This is a genomic window from Nocardia sp. NPDC004151, assembly GCF_042874235.1.
Classification (GTDB): domain Bacteria; phylum Actinomycetota; class Actinomycetes; order Mycobacteriales; family Mycobacteriaceae; genus Nocardia.
In genome coordinates this window covers 227,646-253,139 of record NZ_JBIAMR010000009.1, presented here as the reverse complement: position 1 = coordinate 253,139, position 25,494 = coordinate 227,646, and the positions used below count along the sequence as shown (strand labels likewise).

The 25,494-nt window shown below is 64.9% G+C and carries 29 protein-coding genes, 1 tRNA gene and 1 pseudogene; 13 read left to right on the top strand and 18 right to left on the bottom strand.

Features of this window, described 5'->3' with window-relative positions:
- Positions 1–7 precede the first annotated feature (7 nt).
- Positions 8–712, top strand: coding sequence for a hypothetical protein (locus ACFYTS_RS22045; protein ID WP_357278564.1), 705 nt, complete (start codon positions 8–10; stop codon positions 710–712).
- Between the two features lie 154 nt (positions 713–866).
- Here the strand turns inward: ACFYTS_RS22045 and ACFYTS_RS22040 are convergent, their stop codons facing one another.
- From ACFYTS_RS22040 to ACFYTS_RS22030, 3 genes are read right to left on the bottom strand one after another with little or no spacing between them, the layout of a single operon-like run.
- Complete coding sequence (locus ACFYTS_RS22040) at positions 867–1,544, bottom strand: energy-coupling factor ABC transporter ATP-binding protein (protein ID WP_387306789.1); 678 nt, start codon at positions 1,542–1,544, stop codon at positions 867–869.
- The gene (locus ACFYTS_RS22035; RefSeq protein WP_387306787.1) at positions 1,541–2,089 is read right to left on the bottom strand and encodes a biotin transporter BioY; all 549 of its coding nucleotides are present in this window, start codon (positions 2,087–2,089) and stop codon (positions 1,541–1,543) included. The genes ACFYTS_RS22040 and ACFYTS_RS22035 overlap by 4 nt, the downstream gene beginning before the upstream one ends.
- A gap of 34 nt (positions 2,090–2,123) precedes the next feature.
- On the bottom strand, positions 2,124–2,714 hold the full coding sequence (locus ACFYTS_RS22030; protein ID WP_387306785.1) for an energy-coupling factor transporter transmembrane component T family protein: 591 nt from the start codon (positions 2,712–2,714) through the stop codon (positions 2,124–2,126).
- Positions 2,715–2,927: 213 nt separating this feature from the next.
- On the opposite strand from ACFYTS_RS22030, the gene dnaG reads away from it, so the two are divergent.
- Positions 2,928–4,841 carry a DNA primase gene (dnaG, locus tag ACFYTS_RS22025; protein WP_357278556.1) on the top strand — a complete coding sequence of 638 codons (1,914 nt, stop codon included), beginning with the start codon at positions 2,928–2,930 and terminating at the stop codon, positions 4,839–4,841.
- A 102-nt stretch (positions 4,842–4,943) separates the two neighbouring features.
- Here the strand turns inward: dnaG and ACFYTS_RS22020 are convergent, their stop codons facing one another.
- Positions 4,944–5,189 carry a hypothetical protein gene (locus tag ACFYTS_RS22020; protein ID WP_213560124.1) on the bottom strand — a complete coding sequence of 82 codons (246 nt, stop codon included), beginning with the start codon at positions 5,187–5,189 and terminating at the stop codon, positions 4,944–4,946.
- Positions 5,190–5,376: 187 nt separating this feature from the next.
- Here ACFYTS_RS22020 and ACFYTS_RS22015 point away from each other — a divergent pair.
- Positions 5,377–5,449 (top strand) — tRNA-Asn (locus ACFYTS_RS22015).
- Positions 5,450–5,547: 98 nt separating this feature from the next.
- On the opposite strand, the gene xerC is transcribed toward ACFYTS_RS22015, so the two are convergent.
- Entirely contained in the window at positions 5,548–6,711 is a 1,164-nt protein-coding gene (xerC, locus tag ACFYTS_RS22010; RefSeq protein ID WP_387306782.1) for a tyrosine recombinase XerC, read from the bottom strand.
- 50 nt (positions 6,712–6,761) lie between these two features.
- On the opposite strand from xerC, the gene ACFYTS_RS22005 reads away from it, so the two are divergent.
- Entirely contained in the window at positions 6,762–7,058 is a 297-nt protein-coding gene (locus tag ACFYTS_RS22005) for a UTRA domain-containing protein (protein ID WP_387306902.1), read from the top strand.
- Between the two features lie 11 nt (positions 7,059–7,069).
- Complete coding sequence (locus ACFYTS_RS22000) at positions 7,070–7,738, top strand: YdcF family protein (protein WP_387306780.1); 669 nt, start codon at positions 7,070–7,072, stop codon at positions 7,736–7,738.
- A 240-nt stretch (positions 7,739–7,978) separates the two neighbouring features.
- Here ACFYTS_RS22000 and ACFYTS_RS21995 read toward each other — a convergent pair whose 3' ends face one another.
- Positions 7,979–8,515 (bottom strand): RloB family protein, encoded by a 537-nt coding sequence (locus ACFYTS_RS21995; protein WP_387306779.1) that lies wholly within the window; start codon positions 8,513–8,515, stop codon positions 7,979–7,981.
- 34 nt (positions 8,516–8,549) lie between these two features.
- Complete coding sequence (locus ACFYTS_RS21990; RefSeq protein ID WP_387306900.1) at positions 8,550–9,824, bottom strand: ATP/GTP-binding protein; 1,275 nt, start codon at positions 9,822–9,824, stop codon at positions 8,550–8,552.
- A gap of 471 nt (positions 9,825–10,295) precedes the next feature.
- Here ACFYTS_RS21990 and ACFYTS_RS21985 point away from each other — a divergent pair.
- Positions 10,296–10,475: pseudogene (locus tag ACFYTS_RS21985) on the top strand (hypothetical protein); the annotation flags it as partial.
- Here the strand turns inward: ACFYTS_RS21985 and ACFYTS_RS21980 are convergent.
- Positions 10,450–10,656 (bottom strand): hypothetical protein, encoded by a 207-nt coding sequence (locus ACFYTS_RS21980; protein WP_387306777.1) that lies wholly within the window; start codon positions 10,654–10,656, stop codon positions 10,450–10,452. The pseudogene ACFYTS_RS21985 and the gene ACFYTS_RS21980 sit on opposite strands and share 26 nt — an antisense overlap.
- Positions 10,657–11,150: 494 nt before the next feature.
- Positions 11,151–11,465 carry a hypothetical protein gene (locus tag ACFYTS_RS21975; protein WP_387306775.1) on the bottom strand — a complete coding sequence of 105 codons (315 nt, stop codon included), beginning with the start codon at positions 11,463–11,465 and terminating at the stop codon, positions 11,151–11,153.
- 459 nt (positions 11,466–11,924) lie between these two features.
- Between ACFYTS_RS21975 and ACFYTS_RS21970 the strand changes: the two genes are divergently transcribed.
- On the top strand, positions 11,925–12,155 hold the full coding sequence (locus ACFYTS_RS21970) for a hypothetical protein (protein WP_387306773.1): 231 nt from the start codon (positions 11,925–11,927) through the stop codon (positions 12,153–12,155).
- A gap of 381 nt (positions 12,156–12,536) precedes the next feature.
- Here the strand turns inward: ACFYTS_RS21970 and ACFYTS_RS21965 are convergent, their stop codons facing one another.
- Together ACFYTS_RS21965 and ACFYTS_RS21960 are read right to left on the bottom strand one after the other, a co-directional pair.
- Positions 12,537–13,142 (bottom strand): hypothetical protein, encoded by a 606-nt coding sequence (locus ACFYTS_RS21965; RefSeq protein ID WP_387306771.1) that lies wholly within the window; start codon positions 13,140–13,142, stop codon positions 12,537–12,539.
- 503 nt (positions 13,143–13,645) lie between these two features.
- Complete coding sequence (locus ACFYTS_RS21960; protein WP_387306769.1) at positions 13,646–13,885, bottom strand: DUF6374 family protein; 240 nt, start codon at positions 13,883–13,885, stop codon at positions 13,646–13,648.
- 601 nt (positions 13,886–14,486) lie between these two features.
- Between ACFYTS_RS21960 and ACFYTS_RS21955 the strand changes: the two genes are divergently transcribed.
- A complete protein-coding gene (locus ACFYTS_RS21955; RefSeq protein WP_387306767.1) occupies positions 14,487–14,861 on the top strand; it encodes a hypothetical protein in 375 nt (124 codons plus the stop codon).
- A complete protein-coding gene (locus ACFYTS_RS21950) occupies positions 14,858–15,568 on the top strand; it encodes a helix-turn-helix domain-containing protein (RefSeq protein WP_387306765.1) in 711 nt (236 codons plus the stop codon). The genes ACFYTS_RS21955 and ACFYTS_RS21950 overlap by 4 nt, the downstream gene beginning before the upstream one ends.
- 272 nt (positions 15,569–15,840) lie before the next feature.
- On the opposite strand, the gene ACFYTS_RS21945 is transcribed toward ACFYTS_RS21950, so the two are convergent.
- The 5 genes from ACFYTS_RS21945 to ACFYTS_RS21925 form a co-directional block, all read right to left on the bottom strand.
- Positions 15,841–16,023: a hypothetical protein gene (locus ACFYTS_RS21945; protein ID WP_387306763.1), complete on the bottom strand. Its 183-nt coding sequence runs from the start codon at positions 16,021–16,023 to the stop codon at positions 15,841–15,843.
- Positions 16,023–16,277: a hypothetical protein gene (locus tag ACFYTS_RS21940; protein ID WP_387306761.1), complete on the bottom strand. Its 255-nt coding sequence runs from the start codon at positions 16,275–16,277 to the stop codon at positions 16,023–16,025. Before ACFYTS_RS21940 ends, ACFYTS_RS21945 begins: the two co-directional genes overlap by 1 nt.
- A 111-nt stretch (positions 16,278–16,388) precedes the next feature.
- Positions 16,389–18,302: a serine/threonine-protein kinase PknD gene (locus tag ACFYTS_RS21935; RefSeq protein ID WP_387306759.1), complete on the bottom strand. Its 1,914-nt coding sequence runs from the start codon at positions 18,300–18,302 to the stop codon at positions 16,389–16,391.
- 33 nt (positions 18,303–18,335) lie between these two features.
- The gene (locus ACFYTS_RS21930) at positions 18,336–18,674 is read right to left on the bottom strand and encodes a hypothetical protein (RefSeq protein ID WP_387306757.1); all 339 of its coding nucleotides are present in this window, start codon (positions 18,672–18,674) and stop codon (positions 18,336–18,338) included.
- A 76-nt stretch (positions 18,675–18,750) separates the two neighbouring features.
- On the bottom strand, positions 18,751–19,365 hold the full coding sequence (locus ACFYTS_RS21925; RefSeq protein ID WP_387306755.1) for a YdcF family protein: 615 nt from the start codon (positions 19,363–19,365) through the stop codon (positions 18,751–18,753).
- Between the two features lie 144 nt (positions 19,366–19,509).
- Here ACFYTS_RS21925 and ACFYTS_RS21920 point away from each other — a divergent pair, with 144 nt between their 5' ends.
- Positions 19,510–20,721, top strand: coding sequence for an FAD-dependent monooxygenase (locus ACFYTS_RS21920; protein WP_387306753.1), 1,212 nt, complete (start codon positions 19,510–19,512; stop codon positions 20,719–20,721).
- 71 nt (positions 20,722–20,792) lie between these two features.
- Here ACFYTS_RS21920 and ACFYTS_RS21915 read toward each other — a convergent pair whose 3' ends face one another.
- Complete coding sequence (locus tag ACFYTS_RS21915; protein ID WP_387306751.1) at positions 20,793–21,302, bottom strand: hypothetical protein; 510 nt, start codon at positions 21,300–21,302, stop codon at positions 20,793–20,795.
- Between the two features lie 220 nt (positions 21,303–21,522).
- Between ACFYTS_RS21915 and ACFYTS_RS21910 the strand changes: the two genes are divergently transcribed.
- The 3 genes from ACFYTS_RS21910 to ACFYTS_RS21900 all read left to right on the top strand — a co-directional run bounded on the left by ACFYTS_RS21910 (position 21,523) and on the right by ACFYTS_RS21900 (position 24,838).
- Positions 21,523–22,533, top strand: coding sequence for a GAF domain-containing protein (locus tag ACFYTS_RS21910; RefSeq protein WP_357278499.1), 1,011 nt, complete (start codon positions 21,523–21,525; stop codon positions 22,531–22,533).
- Between the two features lie 380 nt (positions 22,534–22,913).
- Positions 22,914–23,759, top strand: coding sequence for a ParB N-terminal domain-containing protein (locus ACFYTS_RS21905; RefSeq protein WP_387306749.1), 846 nt, complete (start codon positions 22,914–22,916; stop codon positions 23,757–23,759).
- A gap of 119 nt (positions 23,760–23,878) precedes the next feature.
- Positions 23,879–24,838 carry a helix-turn-helix domain-containing protein gene (locus ACFYTS_RS21900; protein WP_387306747.1) on the top strand — a complete coding sequence of 320 codons (960 nt, stop codon included), beginning with the start codon at positions 23,879–23,881 and terminating at the stop codon, positions 24,836–24,838.
- 258 nt (positions 24,839–25,096) lie between these two features.
- Here the strand turns inward: ACFYTS_RS21900 and ACFYTS_RS21895 are convergent, their stop codons facing one another.
- Positions 25,097–25,363 (bottom strand): GlsB/YeaQ/YmgE family stress response membrane protein, encoded by a 267-nt coding sequence (locus ACFYTS_RS21895; RefSeq protein WP_357086159.1) that lies wholly within the window; start codon positions 25,361–25,363, stop codon positions 25,097–25,099.
- Positions 25,364–25,494: the final 131 nt, after the last annotated feature.

The following is a 25,494-nucleotide window of genomic DNA, read 5'->3' as shown; positions in this document are numbered from 1 at the left end:
GCGCGCGATGACACGCGAGGTGGACGACCTGGTCGACCTCGAGCGATATCCGCTCGACCGGCGGTCCGTGGCGCGGCTGCGTGAGGTGATCGAGCGGTCGCAGGCGGACTTCCTGGTCAGCGGAGTCACCGTGCTGCCCGAATTCCTGCGGCCCGCCGCGGTCACCGAGATGGCGGCCGATGTGCTCTCCGACGGACTCGGCGACGCCATGCGCTTCGAATACACCGTGGCCTGCGACCGGATTCCGGACTCCTCGCCGTTGAAGGCGCTCTACCACTGGGAACCCTTGCGGGAGTTCGTCTCCCACCTGGTGGGGGAGCAGGCCTACCGGTCCGCCGACGAACTGGGCGCCATGACGGTGCAGATCCACGAGAACGGCGACGCGCAGGACTGGCACTACGACATGTCCGATTACACGGTGATGCTGCACATCGTCGCGCCGGAGCGGGGCGGAGCGCTCGAATACATCCCGCTGCCCGGCGCTTTCATCGAGCGCGGGGGCGGGCTGCCGATGCGGCACCGGCACATGGTGAAGATGCTGCCGACCGTGCCCGGGACGCTGGTGCTGCACGCCGGGCGGCGGTCCCGGCACCGGGTGACGCCGGTACAGGGCGAGATTCCGCGGGTGAGCGTGCACATGGCGTTCAACGCGCGGCCCGGGCAGCGGTTGAACGCGCACGTGCGGCGGCATCTGTTCGGGCGCGAGGACTGAAATCTTGGTGGGCGCGCATGGCCTGAAGCTCAGTCGGCGCGCATGGACTGAGACTCAACCGGAGTGCATCGACTGAAGCTCAGCCGGAGTGCACGGACTGAGGCTCAGCGGGTGCGCATGGACTGAAGCTCAGCCGGAGCGCACGGACTGAGCGTCAGTCGGAGTGCATGGCCACGTAGTGCGGGATGGTCTTCGCGGGCGGGCCGTCGGCCACGACGCGGCCCTCGTCGAACACCAGCACGCGGTCGAAATCGGCGAGCAGGTCCAGATCGTGGGAGACCACGACCAGTCGCTGCGGGAGGTCGCGCAGCATCCGGGTGATGCGGCGTGTGTTGCGGAGGTCGAGCAGGGTGGTCGGTTCGTCGAACACCACGTACTCCGGTCGCACCGACAGCACCGCGGCGATGGCGAGCAGTTGCTTCTGGCCGCCGCTGAGCAGATGCGCGGGATGGTCACCGAATTCGGTGAGGCCGTAGGTCGCGAGGGTTTCGGTGACCCGCTGCGGGATGTCGGATTTGGCGACGCCGTGGTGTTTGAGGCCGAAGGCGAGGTCCTCGGCGACCGTCGGCATGACGATCTGCACATCCGGATCCTGGAAGACGAATCCGACCAGTTTGCGCACGGCCCGGCCCTGTTTGCGGGTATCGAGGCCGTCCACGCGCACCGTGCCCGCGGTCGGCACCTGCAGGCCGTTGAGCAGCCGCGCGAAGGTGGACTTGCCCGAACCGTTCGCGCCGACGACGGCGATCCGGTGCTCGCTCAAACGCAGATCCAGGTCGCGCAGTACTTCGCGCTCGCCGAATCGGTGTGAGACGCCGTCGAGTTCGATCATGCTCGGGCCGGAATCATCGGATACGCCTTGCGCACCGCCACCGCGGCCAGCGACCCGATCACGGTCTTGACCACGTCGCCCGGCAGGAACGCCACCGAGGTCGTGATCGCCTTGCCCAGCGAGATGTGCGCGGCCGCGGCCATCCACGGGATCCCGATGGCGTACAGCACGATCGCGCCGCCGAGGAAGTTGATCAGCAGGGCCAGCGGCAGGTTGTAGTGCTTCCACACCCGTTCGGTGAGCAGGCCGATCACCAGCGCGCCGATCGGATAGGCGATCACGAAGCCACCCGTCGGGCCCATGATCACCGACAGGCCGCCGCGCCCGCCCGCCAGCACCGGCAGCCCCGCGAAGACCATGACGTCGAAGAGCAACATGGCCAGCGCGCCGCGCTTGGCGCCCAGAATCGAGCCCGCCAGGATGACGCCCAGAGTTTGCGAGGTGAACGGTGCGAAGGCGCCCGGCAACTGGATCAGCGGGAAGAATCCCAGGACCACCATGATTGCCGCGAACAGCGCGATCTGCGCCAAATCCCTACTACGCACCCGAGGCATCCTAAAGGGGTGCCGGACCGACCGGTCAGTTCAGGCCGCGAGCGTCCAGGGCCTCGCCGACGCCGTCGGCCATCCGTAGTGTGCGGATCAGTAGCGGGACCAGGAAGACCGTGCTGCGCTCGATGCCGCGAGCCCGCTGGGCAGCGCGCACGAGTTCGGCCTGCTCACGGATGACCGGGATGAATCGGATGGTCATGGCGACCAGCAGGCCCACCCGTTCGGGGCGGACGCCGAGCGGGCGCAGCGGGGTGAGTGCGCGTTCGATGGTGTCGACCATGGCCGAGGTGCGGGTGGTCAAGGTCACCAGATTGGCCAGCAGGACCAGGGTGAGCAGGCGTTCCCCGACCAGGACCGCCGTACGCGCATCGGTGAAGATCACCTGCGCGATCACGATCAACCCCAGGAACGGCAGCAGCGTAAGGACCTGCCGCCCGGTCGTCCGCCACGGAATCCGCGCGAGCGCGTACAAGCCCAGCACCACGATGAGCGCGCCGGTCAGCACGGTGATCGACGACACGAAGAACAGCGCCGTCCCCGCGACCGCGAGCCCGGCCAGTTTCACCCCCGCGGGCACGACGTGCACCGGCGTCCGGGCGTCGTGGTAGAGGCTGAGCACGCATCGATCTTCGCAGCTCGGCTCCGCCGCAGGTCGTCGGGGATCGGACGACTGGTTTCGGTGCGAGTGCGGCAACTCATCGGGGACGTCCGAAATCGGTTCGGAGCCTGGCCGCCGGCCCGCATGCATGGCAATCAACGGCACTGTGTCGTGCGCCGAGGCGCGGAGAGGCGGGGAAGCGCGTGTCGGGGCCCCGGGGGCTAGACTCGCTGGGTGGCTGGCCGACTTCCGGACCGCGATATCGCGGCGATTCGTGAACGTGTCCGGATCGAGGATGTCGTAGGGGAGTACGTCGCCCTCCGCCGAGCCGGCGCCGACTCCATGAAGGGCCTGTGCCCGTTCCACGACGAGAAGTCGCCGTCGTTCCACGTGCGGCCCAATCACGGCGTGTTTCACTGCTTCGGCTGCGGTGAGGGCGGCGACGTCTTCGCGTTCCTGCAGAAGATCGAGCACGTCGGCTTCGTCGAGGCCGTCGAGCAGATGGCCGACCGGCTCAACTACAAGATCAACTACGAGGGCGGCGGCACGGCGGTCCGCGTCGACCGCGGCACCCGCGCCCGCCTGGTCGCCGCCAATGCGGCCGCGCACGAGTTCTACATCTCGCAGCTCGGCGAGCCCGGGGCCGAGGCGGCCCGCAAGTACCTCACCGACCGTAATTTCGACCACAATGCCGCCCACCAGTTCGGCTGCGGCTACGCCCCCGGCGGCTGGGACACTCTCACGAAACACCTGCTGCGCAAGGGTTTCGAGTTCAAGGAGCTGGAGGCCGCGGGCCTGTCCAAGCAGGGTCAGCGCGGCCCGATGGACCGTTTCAACCGCCGTCTGCTGTGGCCGATCCGCAATCTCGGCGGCGAGGTGATCGGCTTCGGCGCGCGCCGCCTCTACGACGACGACACCATGACCGCCAAGTACATCAACACCTCGGAGACGTTGCTGTACAAGAAGTCCCAGGTGCTGTTCGGGCTCGACCACGCCAAGCGGGAGATCGCCAAGGGTCATCAGGCCGTGGTCGTGGAGGGCTACACCGACGTCATGGCCATGCATCTGGCCGGCGTCAAGACCGCGGTCGCCTCCTGCGGCACCGCCTTCGGCGACGACCACCTCGCGATCCTGCGCCGCCTGCTCATGGACGACAACTTCTGGCGCGGCGAGATCATCTACACCTTCGACGGCGACGCCGCCGGCCAGGCCGCCGCCCTCAAGGCCTTCTCCGGCGACCAGAAGCTCGCCGGACAGACCTACATCGCGGTGGCCCCCGACGGCCTCGACCCGTGCGAACTGCGCCAGCGCAATGGCGACGGCGCGGTCCGCGACCTGGTCGCCCGCCGAGTCCCGTTGTACGAGTTCGTCATCCGCGGCCTGCTCGCCGAACACAACCTCGACGCCCCCGAAGGCCAGGTCGAGGCCCTGCGCCGCGCCGTCCCCGTGGTCTCCCAGATCAAGGACTTCGCCCTCCGCAAGGCCTACGCCACCAAACTGGCCGGTTGGGTCGGCTGGGACGATATCCAGCAGGTGGTCCGCCGCGTCGGCGAGGAGGCCCGCAAGGGCGCCCGCACCGGCGCCAAGCCCGGCATCCCCGAACGCCAACCCCACCACGAGGTTTCACCCGGCCCCGCCGCCCGTCCCAACCCCACGGACCCGGCCCTGCTGCCCCAACGCCAAACCCTCGCCGCCGCCCTGCAATACCCCGGCTTCGCGGGCGCGGTCTTCGACTCCCTCGAGCCCGAAGCCTTCACCCACCCCGCGTTCGTCGCCGTCCGCGCCGCCATCGCCGAAGCCGGCGGCACCGCCGCGGGCCTCACCGGCGCCGAATGGGTCACCGCCGTCGCCGACAACACCGACGACCTCACCCTGCGCGCCATGGTCTCCGAACTGGCCGCCGAACCGCTCCCGGTGAAATCCGCCGACGACATCCCTCGCTTCGTCGCCGGCGTCCTGGCCCGCACCCAGGAATCCTGGGTCGGCCGCCAGATCGCCGAACTCAAGTCCAAACTCCAGCGCATATCCTCCACCGAACAGCCCGACGCCTACATGGCCCTGTTCGGCGACCTGGTGGCCCTGGAGCAATACCGCAAGAGCCTCCTCACCCAGGCCATGGGCAACTCAGGCGACTTCGCAGGCGTCTAGCCACAGCCCGCCCACCCGGCAGGCGGCGACAGCTCGCCGCCCCAGGGCAGGGGTGTGGGGGCGCAGCCCCCACCAGGGGGCAAGGGGCAAAGCCCCAATCCCTCAGCGCCGCAGCTGATCCTGCGGCACGAGGATGGTGGTTCGCTCGTCCAGCGGTACCATCGGTTCCAGCTTCGGCTGGGTGTTCAGCTTGTCCGCGAGCTTCTGCCGCCCCATCAACACGACCTTGCGCGTGACAGGACTCTCACTGATCGCGCGGGTCGTCTTGCTGATCTGTTCATACCGAACCCGCCCGGCCTTGGCGCCCAGCACATACCCAGCCGCCACACCGATGATCAACCGCAGCATCCCGAGAAGCTCCTCCCATAGACCAGTCCGCCCCCATATCCTGCCCGACCCCACCCCACCCTGTCGATCCGGCACCCCATCCCCTCCCCACCCGTATTCCCGCAGGTAGAGCCGCGATTTGGGAACTGTACAACCGATACGCTAAAGTTTTCTCCGGCCGGTCCGGAAGGGCCAGCCAGGGAAACAATCCCCTATAGCTCAATTGGCAGAGCAGCCGACTGTTAATCGGCAGGTTTCTGGTTCGAGTCCAGATGGGGGAGCTCCGAAAGGCCCGCTACCAGCGCAAGCAGGTAGCGGGCCTTTCTGCTATCCGGCCGCATCCGGCCAAATTGGGTACTTTCCGACTACTTTCAACTCGCTACTTTCCCTCCGCGTACCGATCCAACGCGGCGCGTGCATCCGGCCCGGTCGTACGGCGTTCGAAGTAATGCCGTTCCGTGGTCGCCAATTTCGCGTGCGACAACTGCGCCTGCGCCTCCGCCGGACCGAGATCATCACGCACGATCGTCGCCACGGTGGGCCGGAAGCTGCGCGGTGTGACCCAGCTCAACTCCGCCGGGAGAGCGGCCCGCAGCGCCCGCCGCAGGTTGGCCAGGCTCATCCAGCCGCCGTCCCGATTGCTGAACACCGGTGCGGCCGGACCGGCAGCTTCCGCGAACAGCACGGTCAGAGCTTCCACCGCCAGCTTGGGCAGATAGACCGTGTGCGGGGGAGCGCCGCCCTTGCGTTCGTCCTGCCGGTGCAATGCGGTCTCCTTCACCGCCCCGTGGTCGATCATCGTGCCCGCAACCGTCATCCGCGGCGGGTCCGCGAGCAGATCGACATCCGACCAGCGCAGCGACAGAACCTCATTCGGCCGGCAGCCGGTCGAGGCCAGCACGTCGACGAACTCAGGCAATTGCCTGCCCGGTCGAGGGCCGTTGCCGCTGCCGTTGTCGCGGTAGGCGCGCACTGATTGCCGAACAACCGCGAACTCCTCGGCGGTCAGTGCGCGGGCGCCGGAACGTTTCCCCGGTGCACGGCTGGTTTCGCGTAGTGGGTTCACCGCAAGCACGTCATGACGCACCGCCAGGGCGAACATGCCCAGCAGGATCACTCGCATGGTCTTAGCGTTCGCCCAGGACTGCGCGGTCATCGCCGTCAGGTGGCGCTCGGCGCGGCTGGTGGGCAGCTCACGCACACGCAATGCACCCAGCTTCTTCTCCCCGTGCCGCTCCCACATCCGGCGGTACTGATCGGTCGACTGCCCCTTGAGCCTGGACTTCGTCGCGATCCACGCCTCGAACAACTCGGACAACGACGTCCGATCCGTGATCACCTCGCCCGCGACCGGAGTCATCCGAGTCTTCAAATGCCGCTGAAGGTTCCGGCGTGCGGCCTCCTCACTGGCACCACTGCGTGACGTCTTCCGTCGCTGCCCGTCCTCATCGCGCACGTAGGTGTTCGCGATGAACTGGCCAGAGCCCGTACGGGTTACCGTGATCTTGCCCCACTCGCCGGGGGCCATGCGCTGGCGGGGCATGAGCTAGGCCACCTGATCCAGGCGCGCGATGTAGTCCTCCACAGCCTGCTCTGTCACGAACCGCCGCCGCCCGATCTTCACCAACCGCAGCTCGCCCGAGCCGATCAGCTCGTAGTACTTGCTGTGCCCGATCGGAGGGTTACGAACCCGACCACATGTCGGAAACGATCTTTGCGCGAATGCCGACCCCGGAGGAGATGGAGAGCTTGGAGCTTCCTGCCGGCGAACCAGTGATGATCCTCACCCGGCGCACGTACACCTCCGACGATGTTCTGATCGAGTTCGCGCGCGGCGTGCACGCGGCATCCAGGTTCTCGTGGACTTACGATTTCAAACTGCCCGAGTAGAGGAGCATCCAATGGCGACGACTGCACTTCCCCCAGAGCTCCGCTCGGATGTCGAAACCCTGTGGGAGTACAACCAGATGCACCACGAACCGCGGCCGGTCGATGTTGGCATCGGCCTCGGAGGCCACGACATCGGTGTCGCCACATACGCTGCCGATCTATACCACTCGGGAACGTTCCCACTGATCGTCTTCACGGGCGCGAACGCCCCGACGACCGTAGATCGGTTCCCCCGCGGCGAAGCAGTGCACTTTCGCGAGCGCGCCATTGATCTCGGGGTACCTGCCGACGCGATCCTGGTCGAACCAGCAGCAACCAATACCGGGGACAACATTGACTTCACGCACGCCCTGCTCGGCCAGCACGGCTACCTCGACTCGATCAAGTCGGTGATGCTGATCTCCCGTCCCTACCAGCAGCGCCGCAGCTACGCGATCTGCGGGAAGCGTTGGCCTGGAGTGGAAGTGGTCTGCGGATCACTTCCACTCGCGCTGGATGACTACGTGGTGAGCATCGGAGATGTAGATCGCGTCATCAACATGCTGGTCGGCGACACTCAGCGAATCTGGATCTATCCCGGAAAGGGATGGGCCATCGAGCAGGACGTGCCCGCCGACGTTCGTGAGGCATACGCCCGCCTTGTCGAGGCAGGGTTTACTCGCCGCGTACTCAGCGAGTAGCGAACCTCAGCAATCGGGTTGGAATGGGTAGCACCCGAGCCGGTTTCCTGCTGCGGCACCAGCGGCACTTGCGCAGGACCTGGGGTGCCGGCCTCGGGCGGGAAACTCGCCGGAGCATCGACCGAAGTGGTCACCGGGTGCGAACCACGGTTGCGCTCCGTCAGTGAGTGAGAAGCGCTGACCACCAGCCAGATACCGCTCCTTAACACCACCGCGGCAAGACCCGCGATCAAGTCGGAATTATGGCCTTTCTTCGGAAGCCTTTATCGAATGTACTACCTTTGGCATTGCGGAAGACGGATTACACCTTGAGTAATCTCCATCATCTGGGATAATTCCTTCGGCTCGTTGTATCGCATCCAGATAAGCATCGATCGGGAAATCTTTCGGCAGCGACTTGCCCTTCATGCCCTCCTTCTCCAGTAGTCTTTTAAGCATATTTGCATCAACGTGAGATACATGTTCGCGAAAATGCCACAAAAGCCATACTTCGAAACACGGGTTAGAAATGGCCACGTCTATGTTTCCGTGCTTCTTGGCTTCAGCAATGCATTGTGGAAGTCGCTCATGTCGATCTACATCGACAACGGCCCAGCCGAAATCAAACTTGGCATCTGATGATTTCATTCGGAACTTGACCGCTTCTAGAACCCGCATGGGGTCACGGCCGAGGCCCACTGACTTTACCGAGCATACAGAGACCCCCGTGGCTCGCATATGCTGAATCAATCGCTCAATATAATCAACCTCGGTATGTCCTTCCGTGACAATCAGCACTGTTCGCCGCGGGAGTCTCTTTGAAGTTCGTCTTCTAGGATCCGATTTCGGCTTCACTGCTCGTTCCCCCAGTCAAGATAGCCTCTATTTCTGACCGAACGAGCGTTGGGACTGCGCCATAACGCCCATCGAGGTATCTCACTGCGAAGTTCTCGCCGTTTCGAGTTAGAAAATCGGCGAGGCTGTACAAGCTTGTGACACCCTCTGTACTCTTCTCGGTAAACCACACTTCATCTGGCTCGAGTGGGCTATCGTTTCTCCTTGAGAGAAAGTAGGTGTCGTGAGTGGTGAAGACGAGCTGCCCCCCTCCGACGTTGGCTTTTGATCGAAACAGATCGACTAACAACGACGACAACCGCGGGTGAAGGCTGGCATCGATCTCATCCACCAGCATCACTCCGCCGTTTCTTAGGATTCCTATCGCAGGCACTGAAAGCGCTATCCAGGACAGCGTACCTTTACTTTGAACAGCGCTCTCTAGGGGGTAGAGATTCCCATCGGATCCGGCGTGCTCGAAGGAGAGCTCTTTCAGTGCTTCTACAATTTCTGCTCCTGTAATATTCTTAAAGGCGGGGGGAGTTCTTTCGGTCGACTGTAGGGCTGCAAGCAGAGCATCGAGGACTTCCCTTGCGCCATCTGGATATTCCGAATTCTTTAAAGACACATTTGCAATTCCGATGTCGGCAGCTCGGAGCAGGGCGATTATGTCTGAGGGAAATACCTTTCCCTCTTCGAGAAGATGGATGATACCAACCATTCGCCCATGTTCGTCACGCTCGTCGTGCCGTGCCAGAAATATCCCGCTCACGATTTCTCGATACAGCTTACTAAGCATTGGATGCTTTATCTGAGCAGCCTTGGAAAGCGCAAGATCCTTGGGTCCAGTGGCTGCTTCGATATTCATCCTCCCTCCTTTGAGCCAGCGACTGAAGCGGAATTCTTCCCCATTCCTTTCGAAAAGTAGTCTAGGCCTACCTTCGGGATAATAGTTCAACCATTCTGATTGCACTCGCCCAAATATCAACTCGAATCCATACTCGTATCTGATTCCGGTAGAATCGAGAAAATCAAATGAGTACTGAGAAGGCTTCGATGCGAAGCCTTCTTGAAGGCGAAAATATGTAGCGCGAGGCTCTCTATCGTCGGACAAATTGGCCGAGTTTTTCACGTAACCCCGCGCAAAGGAAATTGCATCCAGGATTGTTGATTTTCCGGATGCGTTAGGTCCGTAGATCGCGCAGGCGCTGACCAGATACGGTGACCAGTCCCCCCCTGGCGGGTGAACCCGGCGCAGGGACGAGCGCACCATCGACAGCTCGACCTCATCGCGAAGACTCCCGTGGTTGGCGACCCGGAAGCGCAGTAGTCTCATACTGCTTCATCATGCCAGTTTGGACCTCAATTCCGTCGGTTCTCGACGAGATCGACACCATAAATGCATCTGATTGTCGTCTGCTTGCCGCAAGCTGGAGCGCACCTTCACCTCACCCCACTCACTGCCGAGTTTCGCCATACAGGATCAAGGGCGTCGCGCGCGGGCTTCGGCGCATGCGCGCCGCCGCCACGCGACGACGCACAACGCGTGCTGATAGTGCGTCGCACGCGGTGCGTCGGGTGCGTCGGCAGCACGCATACGCCGAAGCCCGGAAGGCAGCGCCCTGAAACCCATTGAGCCGCTTCAAGCAACGAACAGGATGAACAGCTAGGCGAGCCGGGAGCCGAACACAGTCGGATGTTCGTCGCCCAGAACCGAATTGGCCGGCCTGTCTGCCCCAGCCACGCCAACGTACTCGGCCACGCCGACCCATCGATGACCCAGCGCCAGCGCCGTTACATGGCTCGCGGGCGTGTTCACCCCGCTGCGGCCGACGCTCTACGCGCAGGGCAGTCAGCCTCGACCGAGATTCAGGCTCGCAGTCCCATACCGTGGCGCACTATGCCGAAGCTCCCCGCCAAATAACGAGGTTGATCGCGGCGTACGTGCCACTATCGCGTTTGACCTCGCGGACCACGATCGATGCGATCACATTCGGCCCGCGAAGGCACAAGGTGGTCCCGGTCTCGATATCGAGAGGGTTCGTGTAACGGGTGTTCTTCTTGCAGCTGTCGTAAGTCGGCTCGTCGTCGGTCGACGCCGCCATCTGGACACCATAGGCATAGGCATTGCTGCCGTTGAAACTAAAGCCGGACATATGGGTTGAGGGCTCTGGGCAGGTGCTTGTTCGCTCGATAGGAAGTCTGTAGCCGACTGCCAAATCGACGTTGCATCGGACTAGCTCAACGCCCTCCGCAACCTGTTGCGAAGGGCCTCCGCTCACGGCCGACGTGGTTGGCGCGCCGTTGGGAGTCTGGCCAGAAGGCTGTGCAGCGACGGTTGTCACCGCACTGCCAGCGGCTGTAACTGTGATGGTTTGTGGGGCCCCAACCGTTGAGACCGACTCCCGTCCGACAACGACGCCCATGCCGGTCAGCGCTACGAGCAGCCCTGAGATCGCGGTAATCCAGGCCGGACCAATTTCATGAAGTTTGGCCCGGCGCCGTCGGGGTGACGACTGCTGATCACGTTGCGGCTGAACAGGACTGGGCTGTGGCGTGGGAGGTTGCGACGAGCCGACCCCCCAGCCATTCGGCTGACTCACATGAAACACCATATGTTCAAACCATCATGAGGGCTATTCCTGCACACGGGATTTGGCGAGACCCAGCCGAAACGTCTGGTCCAACTCAGCGACTTGAACCGCCACATCCCTGCAAGACGCGTGAGCCGTGCGGGCACGACCTCAGCCGCTACCCCTACGCGGCGCAAACCGTCTCCAGCGGCGACGACACCGCCGAGTGCGGGTAGCGCCAGCATCCCGAGCACTTCGGCGATGTCATCGAAACTCTGGTGCGGATCGAGCGCCGGCGCGCCAACCGCGGAGCCGGAATCGCTGACATCGGCCGCAGTCACGGCCAAATGAGCTGCCGCACGGCTTCGGCGCTTGCCACGAAGACCGTGCTACCAGCCTTCAGCCCCCGTAGTGCCGTCCACGCCGCAGCCGTTGCAGAGCAGCAGTTCCCCGCCGCCGTACCGGTGGATGTCGCCTGCCTGGCAGGTCTCCGGGGTGTACGGCCAGGCAGGGAGCGGGTTCCGGCGTACCTCACCAGCGATGTAGCCGCCGTGGTGGTGCCTGGGCGATACCGGGTCCGCCGATGCTGACGTCCGAGGTCGGGGGTGTAATCGCTGATCGCCATCCTTCCTTTCCGGTGCAGCGATGAATCTGCCGAAGGCGTACCGCACAGGGAAGACCAGGGGAAGAGCGCTTCGCGTCGGCAAGCCGATGGGCATTCGCCCACACTTCCCCCGGTCCTCCCCGCACGGTCCGGGCGGAGCCCAGATTCACCGCTCCACCGGAAAGGAACGACCATCATGATCAGCGACTTCACCCCCGACCTCTCCAGCATCGGCAGCATCTGGGACCCCTTCCCGCCCAAGCACCACCACGGCGGCTACATCGCCCCCGGTCGCCTCGTCGCCCACTTCCCGGACCACCCCTGGCCGTACACCCCGGAGACCTGCCAGGCCGGAATGTGCGACACCACCTGGTACCTCAACGGGGAACTGCTGCTCTGCAACGGCTGCGGTGTGAACGGCACCTAGACCTCCTGGGGGCTTCTGCCCCCTTTCCGGATCTTCCGGACACCGGCAACGGCGCCGGACAGCGAGTCGCCAATGACGCCGACTCCAGGTCGGAGACCTCCCCGGTTCGGTGAATCTGCCGGGGAACCCGCCCGCTATCCCGGGACTGGCGACATCCTTTCCAGCCACCCCGGGGTAGCGGGCATCCGGCGCGTTAGGAATCCCCGCCTCCTCATCGGCCCAATTGTCTCGCTCCAGGAAGCCGCATCAAGGGCGCTCCTTCGTCGCGTCGGCACGCCGATGGGCATACGCCCACCCTTGATCCGACTTCCTTCCACAGAGGGCGGCCAGTATGAGGAAGCAGGGAGAAGAACAGTTGGCGTCGACCGGTCAGGTCACGTCTCAGGGAGCTCCGAGATCACTAAGGACGTGCCTGTAGTCCAGAGGAAGGGACATCCGCGTGAGCCACTCGTCCGCGAAGGCTGTCGCCGAGTCGCAGGCCCATCGAGCGCACCCTGCACCGAGGCACTTATTTGGAAACCACGGCTGCCCGATCTTCTGCTTGTTCTCTGCGAATTTTGGCTTTAGAAGCTTCTCAATGCTGCTGGCCTGATTCTGTTTCGCCCCAGCCAATTGCCATCCAACCTTGAAGTGCACAAGCGCGTTTCGCAGGTACGTCAGTTCATTGAACCCTCTGTAGACGGCATCATTCCCCACAAACCGAGGGGCTCCGGCGATCGCAAGAGACTCCTGATACTTGTCAGTCAGTCGCAACTGCCGACTCGTCTTCTTTACCTCGGTGTCGTTCCAAATGGTTGCCATGTCCGAGATCTCCTTGGCAGAAAATCTCGTCATGCGGCCGTGCGTCGAGACGTCCGGGTCTGCGGCGTCACTGAACAGATCATTGACCAGCGATTCCAGGAATGAAGCCGAAAATTTCACGGCCGCCATTGCGTACGAACGATGCGACAGGTCCACTCTATCGAGCCCGCTGTTCGTGATCTCCATCTCGCGTTCCTCGCACAAGCGGGCGAAATGGAGTGCAGCCCATAGGTGTTGGGTCGTCAATGGTTCACGCACATGGATGCCTGACACGCTCAAGCCCCCACCGCCGCCAGCGGCGGCAGAGAGAGTCACGGCATTACCTTCGGGCTGCTCATTTCCTGGCATCATCACCTCGGCTACGACACGCTGCTGTTGGTCACACGAGCATAGGGCTCGACTCGGGCGGACCTCCGTATCCACTCCCCGGCTCCAGGCCGCCAGCATGGACTTTGAGCATCCGAGGAGCTGGCCGGAAGCCGCTGGGAGGTCACTCAGATCTCCGGACGCTGACGACACGGCTGACGACATCAGCGACGACATCACCGCCATCGCATCACCGAGGAGCCCTCGTCGCGGAGGAGTCCTTCTCGGCCACAACCGATCTGCTTATAACTACGGATCAGAGGGTCCTCACGGTGTGGTCGACTTCCGGTGCTCGAATGGGCTCCCGTACCGCGCCGATGGCCTCAGCGGCTCCGGTATCGTCGCGGGTCCGAGCAGATTGGGCGCGCACGATCTGCGTGACGCTCGGGTGCCGCGGGACCGGTCTCCTCGTCGTAGACCCGCAAGCCCTCCTCGATCTTTCCCACCGCGAACTCCAGCTGCTCGGGGGTGAGGAACCTGGTCCCGGAGGCCGCTGCGAGCAGCTGGGTACGCACCTGATCGAGATTCATGCGAGCCCATTCCAGGCGAGACAGTTCCGGCATGATCATGAGGCTACCTCGAGTCGAACAAACTTTCGATAGTAGGTGGGGGGTCCGACAAGGACCGGGGTCGACGTCGTGGCCGACCCCCTCGCTACTTTCCAACTACAAACGTCCCGGTATCGGGCCGTCCGGCGGTGTACAGCGGCGGACAAGTCTGATGGAAATATGCTGGTCATAGGGTGTTTCGCCGACCTCCGGCGGACTGTCGCAGACGGCTAAAAGGACCGGCAGGTTTCTGGTTCGAGTCCAGATGGGGGAGCCGAAAAGGCCCTTGACCAGCGATTATATTCGCTGCGTTAGGGGCCTTTTTTGTTGCCGCGGGTGTTTTATTCATTGAACGCGGGCTTCTCAGGTCGTTGCTTGATCACCTCTGATTGCTTTGATCATGCCGCGCCGGGTCATGTGCACGATTGTCATGGCTGATGGTTCTGTTGCGTCGCAAGATGTTCGGCGCAAGTGGTGCTCGTGGATGCGGTGCTCTTGTGACTGTCCGCAACGAGTTGGGGCAGCGTGGCGCGTCGGTGTCGGCCAGGTGACAGTCTTCGTGAGGAAGTAGGCAAACGCCGCCGCGCTGCATACACTAGGGAGCTAGGGTGAAGTTATGACTTCACTTTGGTTGGAGGTGTTGTTTGAAGGCGCGGCGCTGACGCTGTACGGCTTGGTGACGGACGATGTTTGCGAAGTATCCGACTGGCTCGCAGGGTGTGACAAGAGGACAAAGGCTCAGTTCGCCGCTCGATTCGAACGCCTGACCACTGTGGGGTACCTCCGTAGCCCAGAAGAGATGAGGCAGCTGCAATGCCCTGTCGAGCCCGCAGTCTCGGAGATCAAGACTCAATCTGGGCATCGCTTGTATGTCGTAAGGCACAGCAAGGATTGGGTAGCAACACACGGCGCGAAGAAGCCCGCTGATCGCAAGGTCTGTGATCAGGCGAAGAGGGCAATCAAGATGTGGGAGGAGGCGCACACGCGATGACCACCTGGTTCCAGCGCACCCCGGAAACTGAAGCGCTCGTAGCCGAGGAGCGCCTTGTTCTGGCAGCCACTGAGATGGTTCACGAAGCACTGGAAAACTCCGGTACCACCAAGAAGCAGTTGGCGGATCGGTTGGGAGTCCGGCCAACGGAGATCAGTCAGCGGCTCAGCGGCCGACGAAATCTCACGCTACGAAGTCTCGCTCAGATGATGCATGCCCTCGGGTACGACATCAAGATCGAGGCAACCGATGCGGTTGACATGGAAGCCTCCACAACGCGGATCGGCAAGCGAGTTCGCAAGTCGGCTGAACCCCTCCCAGCGTCCGCCAGCAGGAGTTGGATGCTGGGTATCGAGGTCCTCATACCGCGGGTGGATACCCACAAGCGGGAGTTGGTGAGGCAGCGAGTGAATCGAGTGCTGGACGAGTTGCGCTCGCTCGAGTACGTACTCGAAGTGGGCGCCCAGTATCCTGACGATGCGGCGGTGCTGGTGTCGATCGGAGTTGAAGCCGAGGACGCCCTGTCCGCCAGTCAGATCGGGATCAGCGCCCTTCGGACTGCCATCCACACGGTCGGTGATCGCACACCTGGCTGGGAGAAGCTGCTGGAACAGTTGGTGCGGGATCTCCGCATCAACATCGATCCCTCGGATCGGGGCTCCGGTGCAGCGTCTTCGGCCCGCAGTGACGAGGCCACCTGTGGCTAGTGGTTGAACTCTGGCTTCAGACAACCGGTTCCGGCAGTACGCGGTCCACGAACTCCTCAGGGAGGGCCGCGACGACCGGGCTGTTGAGCTCTTCCGGCATGACCCATGGGGTGTCCCCGGACTTGGGCGCCATTGTGCGGCGGTGGCGTTGGTCGTCTGTGAACAGCCATGCCGCCCAGGCTCTGCAACGTAGTCGGCTACCGAAAGAGCGCGGTACTGAGGTTGATCCTCTTTCGGCTGTGCGAGCACCGGCGCCGGCTGAAAGCTCGGGACTACCAGGTCGCGCGCAGCAACTCCTCGAAATCCCACAGGAATTCGCGTCCGCGCCGTTTCGGCTCAGGAAGCCGGAAGGGGGCCGTCCCGGTCCGATGCCACCGGCGCAGCACCTCGGGGTGGCAAGAGACGATCCGAGCAGCGGCATTGGTATTGACCCACGGCGGCCGTGCTTCACTCATCACAGCACCTCCCGCGTGTCGATCACCGGCACCGAAACACGTTGTGGTTCAGGGACATCCGCCAATACGCCCTTGGCAGTTAGGTATTCGTTCTGCCACGGCGCGCGCTGGGCGACCGAGGATATGATCACGGTCTCGCGCGGGGGCACCTCCAAATCGCCCGTTTCGGTCAGTCGCACCACCCACCGTTGCGACTGTTCGGCTTTAGCGATGCCGACCGCCGCGAGGACTTGCCGAACGAACTCGATCTTCAACAACTCTGCGGCGGGCGCATCGACGCCGACCCGTTGGTGCCCACCACGATCGTGCGCTGTCCGCGAACGTGTTTGCCGGTTTATCACCACCGAATTACGCGGAACGGGGGCTCAGCCGACCGGGAGTTTCACCACCGGATCGGGGCCCTGGTCGGTGATGTAAACGTTTCCCGCCGTGTCGACGGCCACACCCTGGGGATTCTTCAGGCCGGTGAACGGCAGCGGGGTCGGCGTCGACGCGCCCGCCGCCAACCTCACCACCCATTGATTACCCCAGTCGACGACGTACAAGTCTCCCGCCGTGTCGACGGCCACACCCTGGGGATCCTTGAGCCCGGTGAACGGCAGCGAGGTCGCCGTCGACCCGCCCGCCGCCAACCTCACGACCCGCTCGGTACTCAATTCGGTGACGTATACGTTGCCCGCCGCGTCGACCGCCACCCCTTGGGGATCCTGGAGCCCCGTGAACGGCAGCGGGGTCGGCGCCGACGCTCCCGCCGCCAACTTCACCACCCGATCGTTACCCCGGTCGCTGACGTACACGTTGCCCGCCGTGTCGACGGCCACACCCTGGGGATCCTTGAGCCCGGTGAACGGCAGCGGGGTCGGCGCCGACGCTCCCGCCGCCAATTTCACCACCCGATTGTTACTCGTGTCGGTGACGTAAATGTTGCCAGCCGCGTCGACCGCCACACCCTGGGGATTATTCAGCCCGGTGAACGGCAGCGGGGTCGACGTCGATGCGCCCGCCGCCAATTTCACCACCCGATCGTTACCCATGTCCGTGACATATACATTGCCCGCCGCGTCGACAGCCACATCGGTGGGCAAGCTGACGCCGGTGAACGGCAGCGGAGTCTGTGCCGAGTAGCCCGAGGTGATAGGTGTGGGCGAGTTGCCACCGCCTGATCCGAGGCGGACGCCGATGATGGCGGCCACCACCGTAACCGCGACCGCGGCGGCGAGCAGCCCGGCGGTCTTGGGCGACAATCTCATTCGCCGCCCATGGCGCGCAGCCCTGCCCCCGGTGGTGCTGACCGCGGAATCGCCCACCGCGGTGCGGGCCGCCGCGGCCAGCTCGCGCACTGTCTGGTAACGATGGTCGGGGTCTTTGGCCATTCCCTTGGCGATGATCGCATCGAACGCAGCCGGTACATCGGGTGTCATGGTGCTGGGGCGCGGCGGCGGGGTATGCAGGTGATGGGCGATCACACCCTGCACCCCCGCTGCGCTCGCAAACGGTGGTTGGCCGGTCAGGCACTGATACAGCACGCACGTCAACGCGTACACGTCCGCTCGGGCATCGGCCTTGACCTCCGCGGTGAGCTCCTCCGGCGCCATGTAGGCGACGGTGCCGAGGGTTTCGCCGATCGTGGTCAGCGTACGGTCATCGGCGGCGTGGGCGATCCCGAAGTCGATCAGGTAGGCGAACTCGTCGGCCCCCAGCAGGATGTTGGAGGGTTTGACATCGCGATGGACCAGCCCGACGTCGTGGGCCGCCTGCAGCGCGCCGGCCACCTGTGCGCAGATCGCCACTGCCCGCCGCGGCGACAAGGCACCTTCTCGGCTGATCACTTCACGCAGGTCGGTGCCCTCGATCAAGCGCATGTTCAGATACAGCCGACCGTCGATGTCGCCGAAATCGTGGATGGGGATCACATGCGGCTCGGTCAGCTGCGCCACCGCCCGGCACTCCCGGCGGAACCGTTCGCGCAGCTCCTCGTCATCGGCGAAGCGCTCAGGCAACACCTTGACCGCCACCACCCGGTTGGTCAGCGAATCATGCGCCCGCCACACCTGGCCCATGCCACCCTGTCCCAGCAGGGACAACAGCCGATAGCGCCCGAACACCTCCGCTGAGGTGGTGTCTCTGCCACCAACTGACGTGTCGTCCATTATGCCGTCCCGTGACCACCCGACTGGCAAACGGTGTACTTGCGTGCGGTCCAACCCCCGCCCGAGCTGGTACCCCGCCCTAGTTGATTCAGCCAGGCCAGACAGTCGAGAGTCGGCGCTATCCGTCAACAAACCTGTAGCAACTTCAGCGTACCGCCTTATCTATTCGTATCGCTCGCCGGCGAGCTGGGCGGCCCAGTAGCCGCGTCCCGCGCCGAGCTCCACCATCGTTCTGGTCCCGCAGAACTCGCGAACCGACGCGATCGTCCGCGGCGAGGGAAGCGCGTACGCGTAGGCTGCCTGCAGGATCGACTGCGCGTAGGCGAGGCGTCCGCTGCCGGATATCCTGCCGCCGTTCACCACTCGGCGACCCTCGCGTTCGCTCACGGACGCCGCGACGGTGTCCCAGTACGGGTTCCGGGACTCGCCGCTGGTCAGGTAATGAACCAGGCGAAGGTCGAAGGCGGCGTCCGCGGCGTCGTCGCCGGTGCCCGACAGCATATCGGTGCTGTCGTCAAATACTCAGCAACGCGGGGGAATTGCGTTCGCGGCTGGTGTTCGTCGCCGAGCAGGGCGGCTAGTCGGTCGTGCCGCTCCGGAGTGAGAACGAGATCGGCCATGGCGCCAGTTTTCCTCGGCCGTACAGGGCGAGTAGGGGTTTCAGTGGCATCCATTCGCCGAAGCGGTACTCGGCGCCGCGCACGAGCCGCTCGGCCAGGTCCGGGCGTTGGCGGACGAGGTAGGACCGACCTCGCTCGGCGTGGTAGGGGAGCGAGACGATCTTGATCCGGTCGACGCTCTCCAGGTACGGGAGGGCGAAAGCGATGTTCTCCCAGGTGCTTCGGCTCTGCGGTTCGACCGTGAGTGGTCCGCGATAGCCGTGGGTGGTGGCGTAGTCGGCCATCAGTGCGGCTTCGGGGGTCGGGCCCGCGCACGCGCCGCCGCACAGGACGAGCCGGCTACTGGCCGCGGCCGGGTCGACGGACCGTAGTCCCGCCCGCACCCGCCAGCGGTTCATCGCATTGGCCCGGGTGCCCGCGTTGCGGTAGCCCAGCACGACAACCGCCTCCGTGGTGCCGGGAGCGGACCCCACGAATCTGCGTGAGGCGCGCCAGTTCTCCCACTCACCCCAGAGACTCACCGCCACGACTGCCCCTATCGACAGCCCGATCCGTCCCCTGTGGGTCGTCACGTTCGTGTCCTCTCACCAGCGTCGATTCGTGTTCGAGCCTACGCTCGCCACCGTTTTAGACATTTGTTCTAGACAAACGTGTCAGACCTCGTGTAGACATATGTCTTAGACAGACGTTCTTCACCACGAACCGGGAGACACCCCATGAGCACCACCGCCAACACCCTCCGCGTCCTGGTCGCCGGCGGCGGCATTGCCGGCAATGCTGTTGCCCTGCAGCTGCTTCGGGCCGGCATCGCGGTCACCGTCGTCGAGCGGGCGGACGCGCCCCGGCCCGGCGGGCAGGCTGTCGACCTGCGCGGGCCCAGCCGGGAGGTGGCCGAGCGGATGGGGTTGATGGAGGGGATCGAGAAGAGCCTGCTGCACGAGAAGGGGATGGCGATCGTCAAGGCGGACGGGTCGTCGGTGTACCGGATGTCGATGGAGATGTTCGACGGTAAGGGTCCGGTGGCCGACATCGAGATCAGCCGCGGCGACCTCAACAATGTGCTGCTCACCGAACTCGCCGGTGCCGCGGGCGAACTCGACTACCGCTACGGCGACTGGATCGAGACCATCGACCAGGATGCCGACGGCGTCACGGTCGGATTCAACTCCGGCCGCGAGGAGCGCTACGACCTGGTGATCGGCGCGGACGGCGTGCACTCGCGGACGCGGAAGCTGGTGTTCGGCCCGGAGGAGGAGTTCACCACCTACCTGGGCGGCTACATGTCCTTCTACACGATCCCCACTCCGGCGGGTGTGGAGCAGGACTGGATGTCCATGCACGTGGTGCCGCGCGCCTCACTCGGCCTGCGCCCCGATTTCGACCCGGCCACCTCGAAGGCCATCATCACCCTGCGCACCGACGCCGACCCGGCCCTGCGCCGCGATATCCCGGCCCAGCGCAAGCTTATTCGCGACATGCTGGCGGACGCGGGCTGGCTTGTCCCCGAGGCTCTCGGGCACCTGGAGACCACCGAGGACTTCTACTTCGACGAACTGGTCCGCGTCGACATGCCCACGCTCTCGAAGGGCCGCGTCACTCTGCTCGGCGACTCCGGCTTCTGCGGCTCCCCGATGACCGGCATGGGCACCGCCATGGCCATCGTCGGCGCCTACCTGCTGGCGGGCGAAATCGCCGCTACCCCTGCCGATATCGACGGCGCTCTGGCCCGCTACGAGGCGCAGGTCACCCCGTTCCTGGAGAAGGCCAAGGAGCTCCCCGGCGGCGGCATCCAGATGATGCTCCCCACCTCGAAGCTCGGCCTGAAGATGATGCAGCAGGTCGGAAAGCTCATGACCACCAAGCTGTTCCGCCCCATCATGATGAAGATGCTGGACCAGACCCAGGACTACGTCCTCCCGACCTACTGATCCACCGCGCCGAAAAGGCCTTCCTCGACCGATCAACCGGTCGAGGAAGGCCTTGTCGTGCGACTGGCCCGCTAACTCGAGCCGCTGGTCGCTGCGCCGAGCAGTCCCGACAGGATGCTGGATATCACCGCACCCGGCAGGTCGCTGGTGGCCGATCCGGACGCGGACCCGCTGGCGGAGCCCGTCAGATATCCCCGGCCCGGCCCGGTCGTCGAGCCGAGGAAGGCGTCGCCGCCCCCGTTGGCCAGCTCGTCGAGGGCGCAGGTGGCGAGTCCGCCGCCGGAGCCGCTGGTCAGAGCGGTGATGATGCCGTTCGTCAGACCCGCGGCGAGACCGGCCTCGGGGCCTGCGGCGGAACCGCCGAGGAATCCGAGCGCGGAACCCGTCACCGAGCCGGTGGCGGCCGAACTGGCCCAGCCTTTGAGGAATCCCTCGAGGCAGGTCATGCCGGGATCCAGTGCGGTGGGATCGGCCTGGGCAACCCCCGGGCCTTCAACTGTGAGTGGTTCGGCGGCCGCCGGCCCGGCCGCGATGGCGAGTGAAAAACCGATAGAAGCGGTGATCAGAATGATGTTTCGCATCGAAGTACTGCTTTCCCCGAAAAACCTGGACGCATGACCAACTTAACCCCGTTGCCGATCATTCGCAGGCTGAACGTGAAACTTGGCGGGAACGGCTCAACGCCGAGTGCTCGGTGAAAAGGCTTGGGGGAAGGCCTGACTCGAGTAACGGATACGGACCGGTGCCGGGCTGGGGAAGACTCGTGTACTCATGGTCAAGGGGACGAGAGGGGAGTATGCGGTGAGCGGTACCCGGTGGCTGTTGATCGAAACCTTCGGCGGCGGCGAGCCGACGGTCGTCGGACTCGGAAGTGCACCAAGGAAATTCGTCCCGCTCACCCAGATGTTCCGGCAGCGGGAGACCCTCTCGGCCATTCGTGGTGCGGTGGCGGCGACCTTGGCCCGCCTCGAGTCGGTGGATGTCGTGAGCGAGGACGGACGGCGGCGCACGGTGACGGTGCCGCTGCACATCACACCGGAACGAGTGCACGCGGTGCTGTTGTGGTCGGGCCCGGTCGAGGAGGAACTGCCGCCGCGAGATCGGGTGGGGGCGTGGTACTTCAACCTCTCGACGTCGAAATCCACGCGGTCGGATGATCTGCTCGATCTGTACGGGGTCGCGCCGGAGAACCGGGCTCGGGAGCACGCCATCGCGGGGGTGTTCGCCCGCGTCATCACCAATAGTGATGAGTCCGATGCGCTGGCGAAGATTGTGCGGTCGGCTCCGGGGACCGAGCATCAGGCGGTGTGGACCGTGCGGCGGGATGACGGTGCGTTGCGGGCGGCCCACTTCTCCTGCCGGATCCTCGAAGAGCACACGTCCGCCGCGGGTCCGGAGATCTTCATGCGGGGCGTCACGCATGACATCGGGGATGCGACCGAGGTGAGTTCGGCGCCGCCGCCCGTCATTCTGGAGCATCGGGTGCTGGATGCGGCTGCGGCGGAAGGCGACTATCGGGCGATCATGGATTTGCGGAATCTGCGGTTGTTGCGGTGGATGGGGCCGGCGATGCCGGGGATCGCGTGGCAGTCGTTGGCGGGGGAGCCGGAGCCGGGGATTCATCCGGAGGATCTGCCGATCGCGAAGGCCATGAGCCGGGATCTGGCGCAGTCGCGGACGTCGGGGGTGCTGCGGTTGCGGGCGTTGGACGGTGGGTGGCGGGTGGTGCGGGCGCGGGCGGTGCTGATGGCGCTGGATCAGTACACGACGGCCGCTTTGGTGACCGTTCGGGACCCGGACCTGGTGGATTAGCCGGCCAGCAAACAAACCACCAGTAATGTTTGTTGGGTATATAACAGCGGTTGGCCGCGCGTCGCGGGTTTGCGGCAGGTCAGCGTGATCAAGGGGGAAATACGCAGGTGGGCGGGGGATTTGCTCAATTGATCACGGAATGTCCGGATCGCTACACTGCCGCCAGTACGCACCCGCGCGAGCGGGAATCTTGCCGGTTCTCCCCGTGAGACCGCCTGGCGCGTCGTTGACAGGCCCTGCCCGGAAACGCTGCTGCGGCTCCGGCGGTCGTGGCTGCTCGGCGTAGGGAGGCGGCAACAGTGCTCGGACCGAACAATGCGTGGTGGCTGAGTCTTCTCACCGGTATCCGGCAGTGGCTGGCGGCTCGAATGGTGCGATCGATGGGGTTGCGCACCTATCAGGGCGCGAATGTCCCCGGACTGGAGCCGAATCCCGCCGAGATCGTCCGAATCCCCCTGGACCGCGTGCACATCGGCGCGACGCTGCGGCAATCCGGAGAGAACGCCCGGCATGTCGCCGCGCTGTCGGAGGTCGCCGGGGCCCTGCCGCCGATCGTGGTGCACCGGCCGAGCATGACTGTCATCGACGGCGCCCATCGCGTACGGGCCGCGCAGTGCAGCGGGTCGCAGTGGATCGACGCGGTGTACTTCGACGGCGACGACGGGCAGGCGCTGCTGCTGGCCATCCGGCTGAACACCGCGCACGGCCTGCCGCTGTCCGCCGCCGATCGCAAGGCCGCCGCCGAACAGGTGCTGATGTATTACCCGGACTGGTCGGATCGCCGGCTGGCCATGGCACTCGGTCTGTCCGAGCGCACGATCGCGGCCGTGCGGCGCCGAACCGCATTGCTGCCGACCTGTCAGCCGCGCCCGTGCCCGACCCCGGTCGCAGCGCCGGGCGAGGTTCATCGCCGTCCGGAGCGCATCCCGCACGCCGATCCCCGTCCGGTCCAACGCTGTTCGGTCCCGGCCGCCGGAGCCGATCAACCGCCGGCCCTGCGTACCTCGGACCCCGCGCTGCACCGCACCGAATCCGGCCGGCAGTTGCTCGACCTGCTGGCGACCATCCCCGCCGATCCCGCGACCTGGGCCGAGCTGATCGGTGATCTCCCGGCCTATCACGCCGCCTTCCTCGCCGAATTGGCTGCCGAGCAGGCCGAGAACTGGTCGGCCCTGGCCCGTGCCGCGACCCGGCATGCGGTGGCGGAGGAGAACACCGCGGCGTGACGAGCGCCGCGCCCGCGGCGAGCCGGACGGCGTCGAAGGGCTTGGCGCTCTTCGGGGCTCGAATCCGGCCATGACAAAATGTTGAAGAGCGTGGTGCAGGATCGATCGGAGTAGGTGCGTTGCAGGGGATCCGGCGAGTCGAGGTCCGCGGCGGCGAGGGGGCCGATTCGGGCCGGCTGTTCGAACAATGGGAGGCGGGGCTCAGCGAAGCCTATGTGCCGCTGGCGGTATCGCCCGGCGAGTGCGAGAGCTTCCAGGGCTGGATCGTGCACGGCCGCTACAACGAGGTCGAGTTGTCGACGCTGGGCGCGAGCAAGCAGCGGGTTCATCGCACCCGCACCCTGATCGCCCGCACCGATGACGAGTTCCTGCACACCAGCATTCAGATCGCGGGCCGCGGCCGGCTGCATCAGGACGGCCGGGTCGCGGAGGTGGGTCCGGGCGAGATGGTGTTCTACGACAGCACCCGCCCGTACCACTGGGAATTCGAGGGCGCGTGGGAGATGTCCGCGGTCCAGGTGCCGCTGAGCCGATTGCGGCAGCGCTCCGGTATTGCCCCGTCGGAGATCCCGACCGCGACCACGGTGGCGGGGAACAGTCCCGCCGGTGTGGTCACGAGCTTCCTGCGTGAGCTGACCGAATTGCAGAACACCGACCCCGTGCAGGCCGGGGTGCTGGCCGGTTCGACGGTGGATCTGCTGTCCTCCGCGATCGCCTTGACGGCCGGCCGCTCGATCCCGGGCGAGGCGTCGGAGACCCTCACCCGCCGTCAGGTGCTGGATTTCCTCCGGAAGTACTGCCTCGACGCGTCACTCACCGTGGAGTCGATCGCGTCGGGCTGCGGGGTGTCGCGGCGCACGCTGTACCGGGTGCTCGAGGAGTTCGAGGAGGGCCCGGCGACACTGCTGCGCCGGATGCGGATCGAGTACGCGTGCGGATTGCTCACCGCGCGAAAGGATCTCCCCGTGGCGGCGGTCGCGCACAGTTCCGGCTTCGCCAATGAGCGGCAGTTCTATCGCGCTTTCCGGGTCGAGATGGGCACCACCCCGGCCGCCTACCGCGAGACCGGCTGCGGCTGATCGCAGCCCGCCCGCGAAGGAAATCCGCGCGTTGATCCGGCCGCAACCTTCTGCTAACTTCTACGTATCTACTAAGTAGGTACGTAGAAAAGCTTGGGGCGTAGACCACCTGCGACCCGGGGGCGCCGTGGGGACGGCGTCGTGGCGGCGGCGGCCTTGTACGGACCCCTCATCGCGTGCAACGCCGCCGAAACCACAAGGGGCGGGGCCGCCTTCAGCGGCCCCGCCCCGAGCGGTGGTCTTCGATACGCGAGGCGCTCAGACGCGTGCGCGGATCCACTTGTAGATCGCCAGCACCACGATCGCGCCGACGATCGCGCCCAGGAAGGCGTGCTTGACCGGCGGATGCACGCTGAACTCGTGCGGCGAGAACAGCAGGCTGCCCAGCGTTCCGCCGACATAGCCGCCGACGATGCCGAGCACCGCGGTCCAGATGATGCCGAAGTCCTCCTTGCCGGGGACGATCAGCCGGGCAATCGCGCCCGCGATCAGGCCGATGATGATCATCGTGATGATGCCGCCCATGACATTCTCCTTGTCGTTGGGTTTCGCTGCATCGACGGTAGCAGGGCGAAGGTCGGTGATGAGCGAGCCGAAACACCCTAATTCGCCCGTGGCGGACACGGCCGCACGCGCCGGAATCGGGGTCCCGGCAC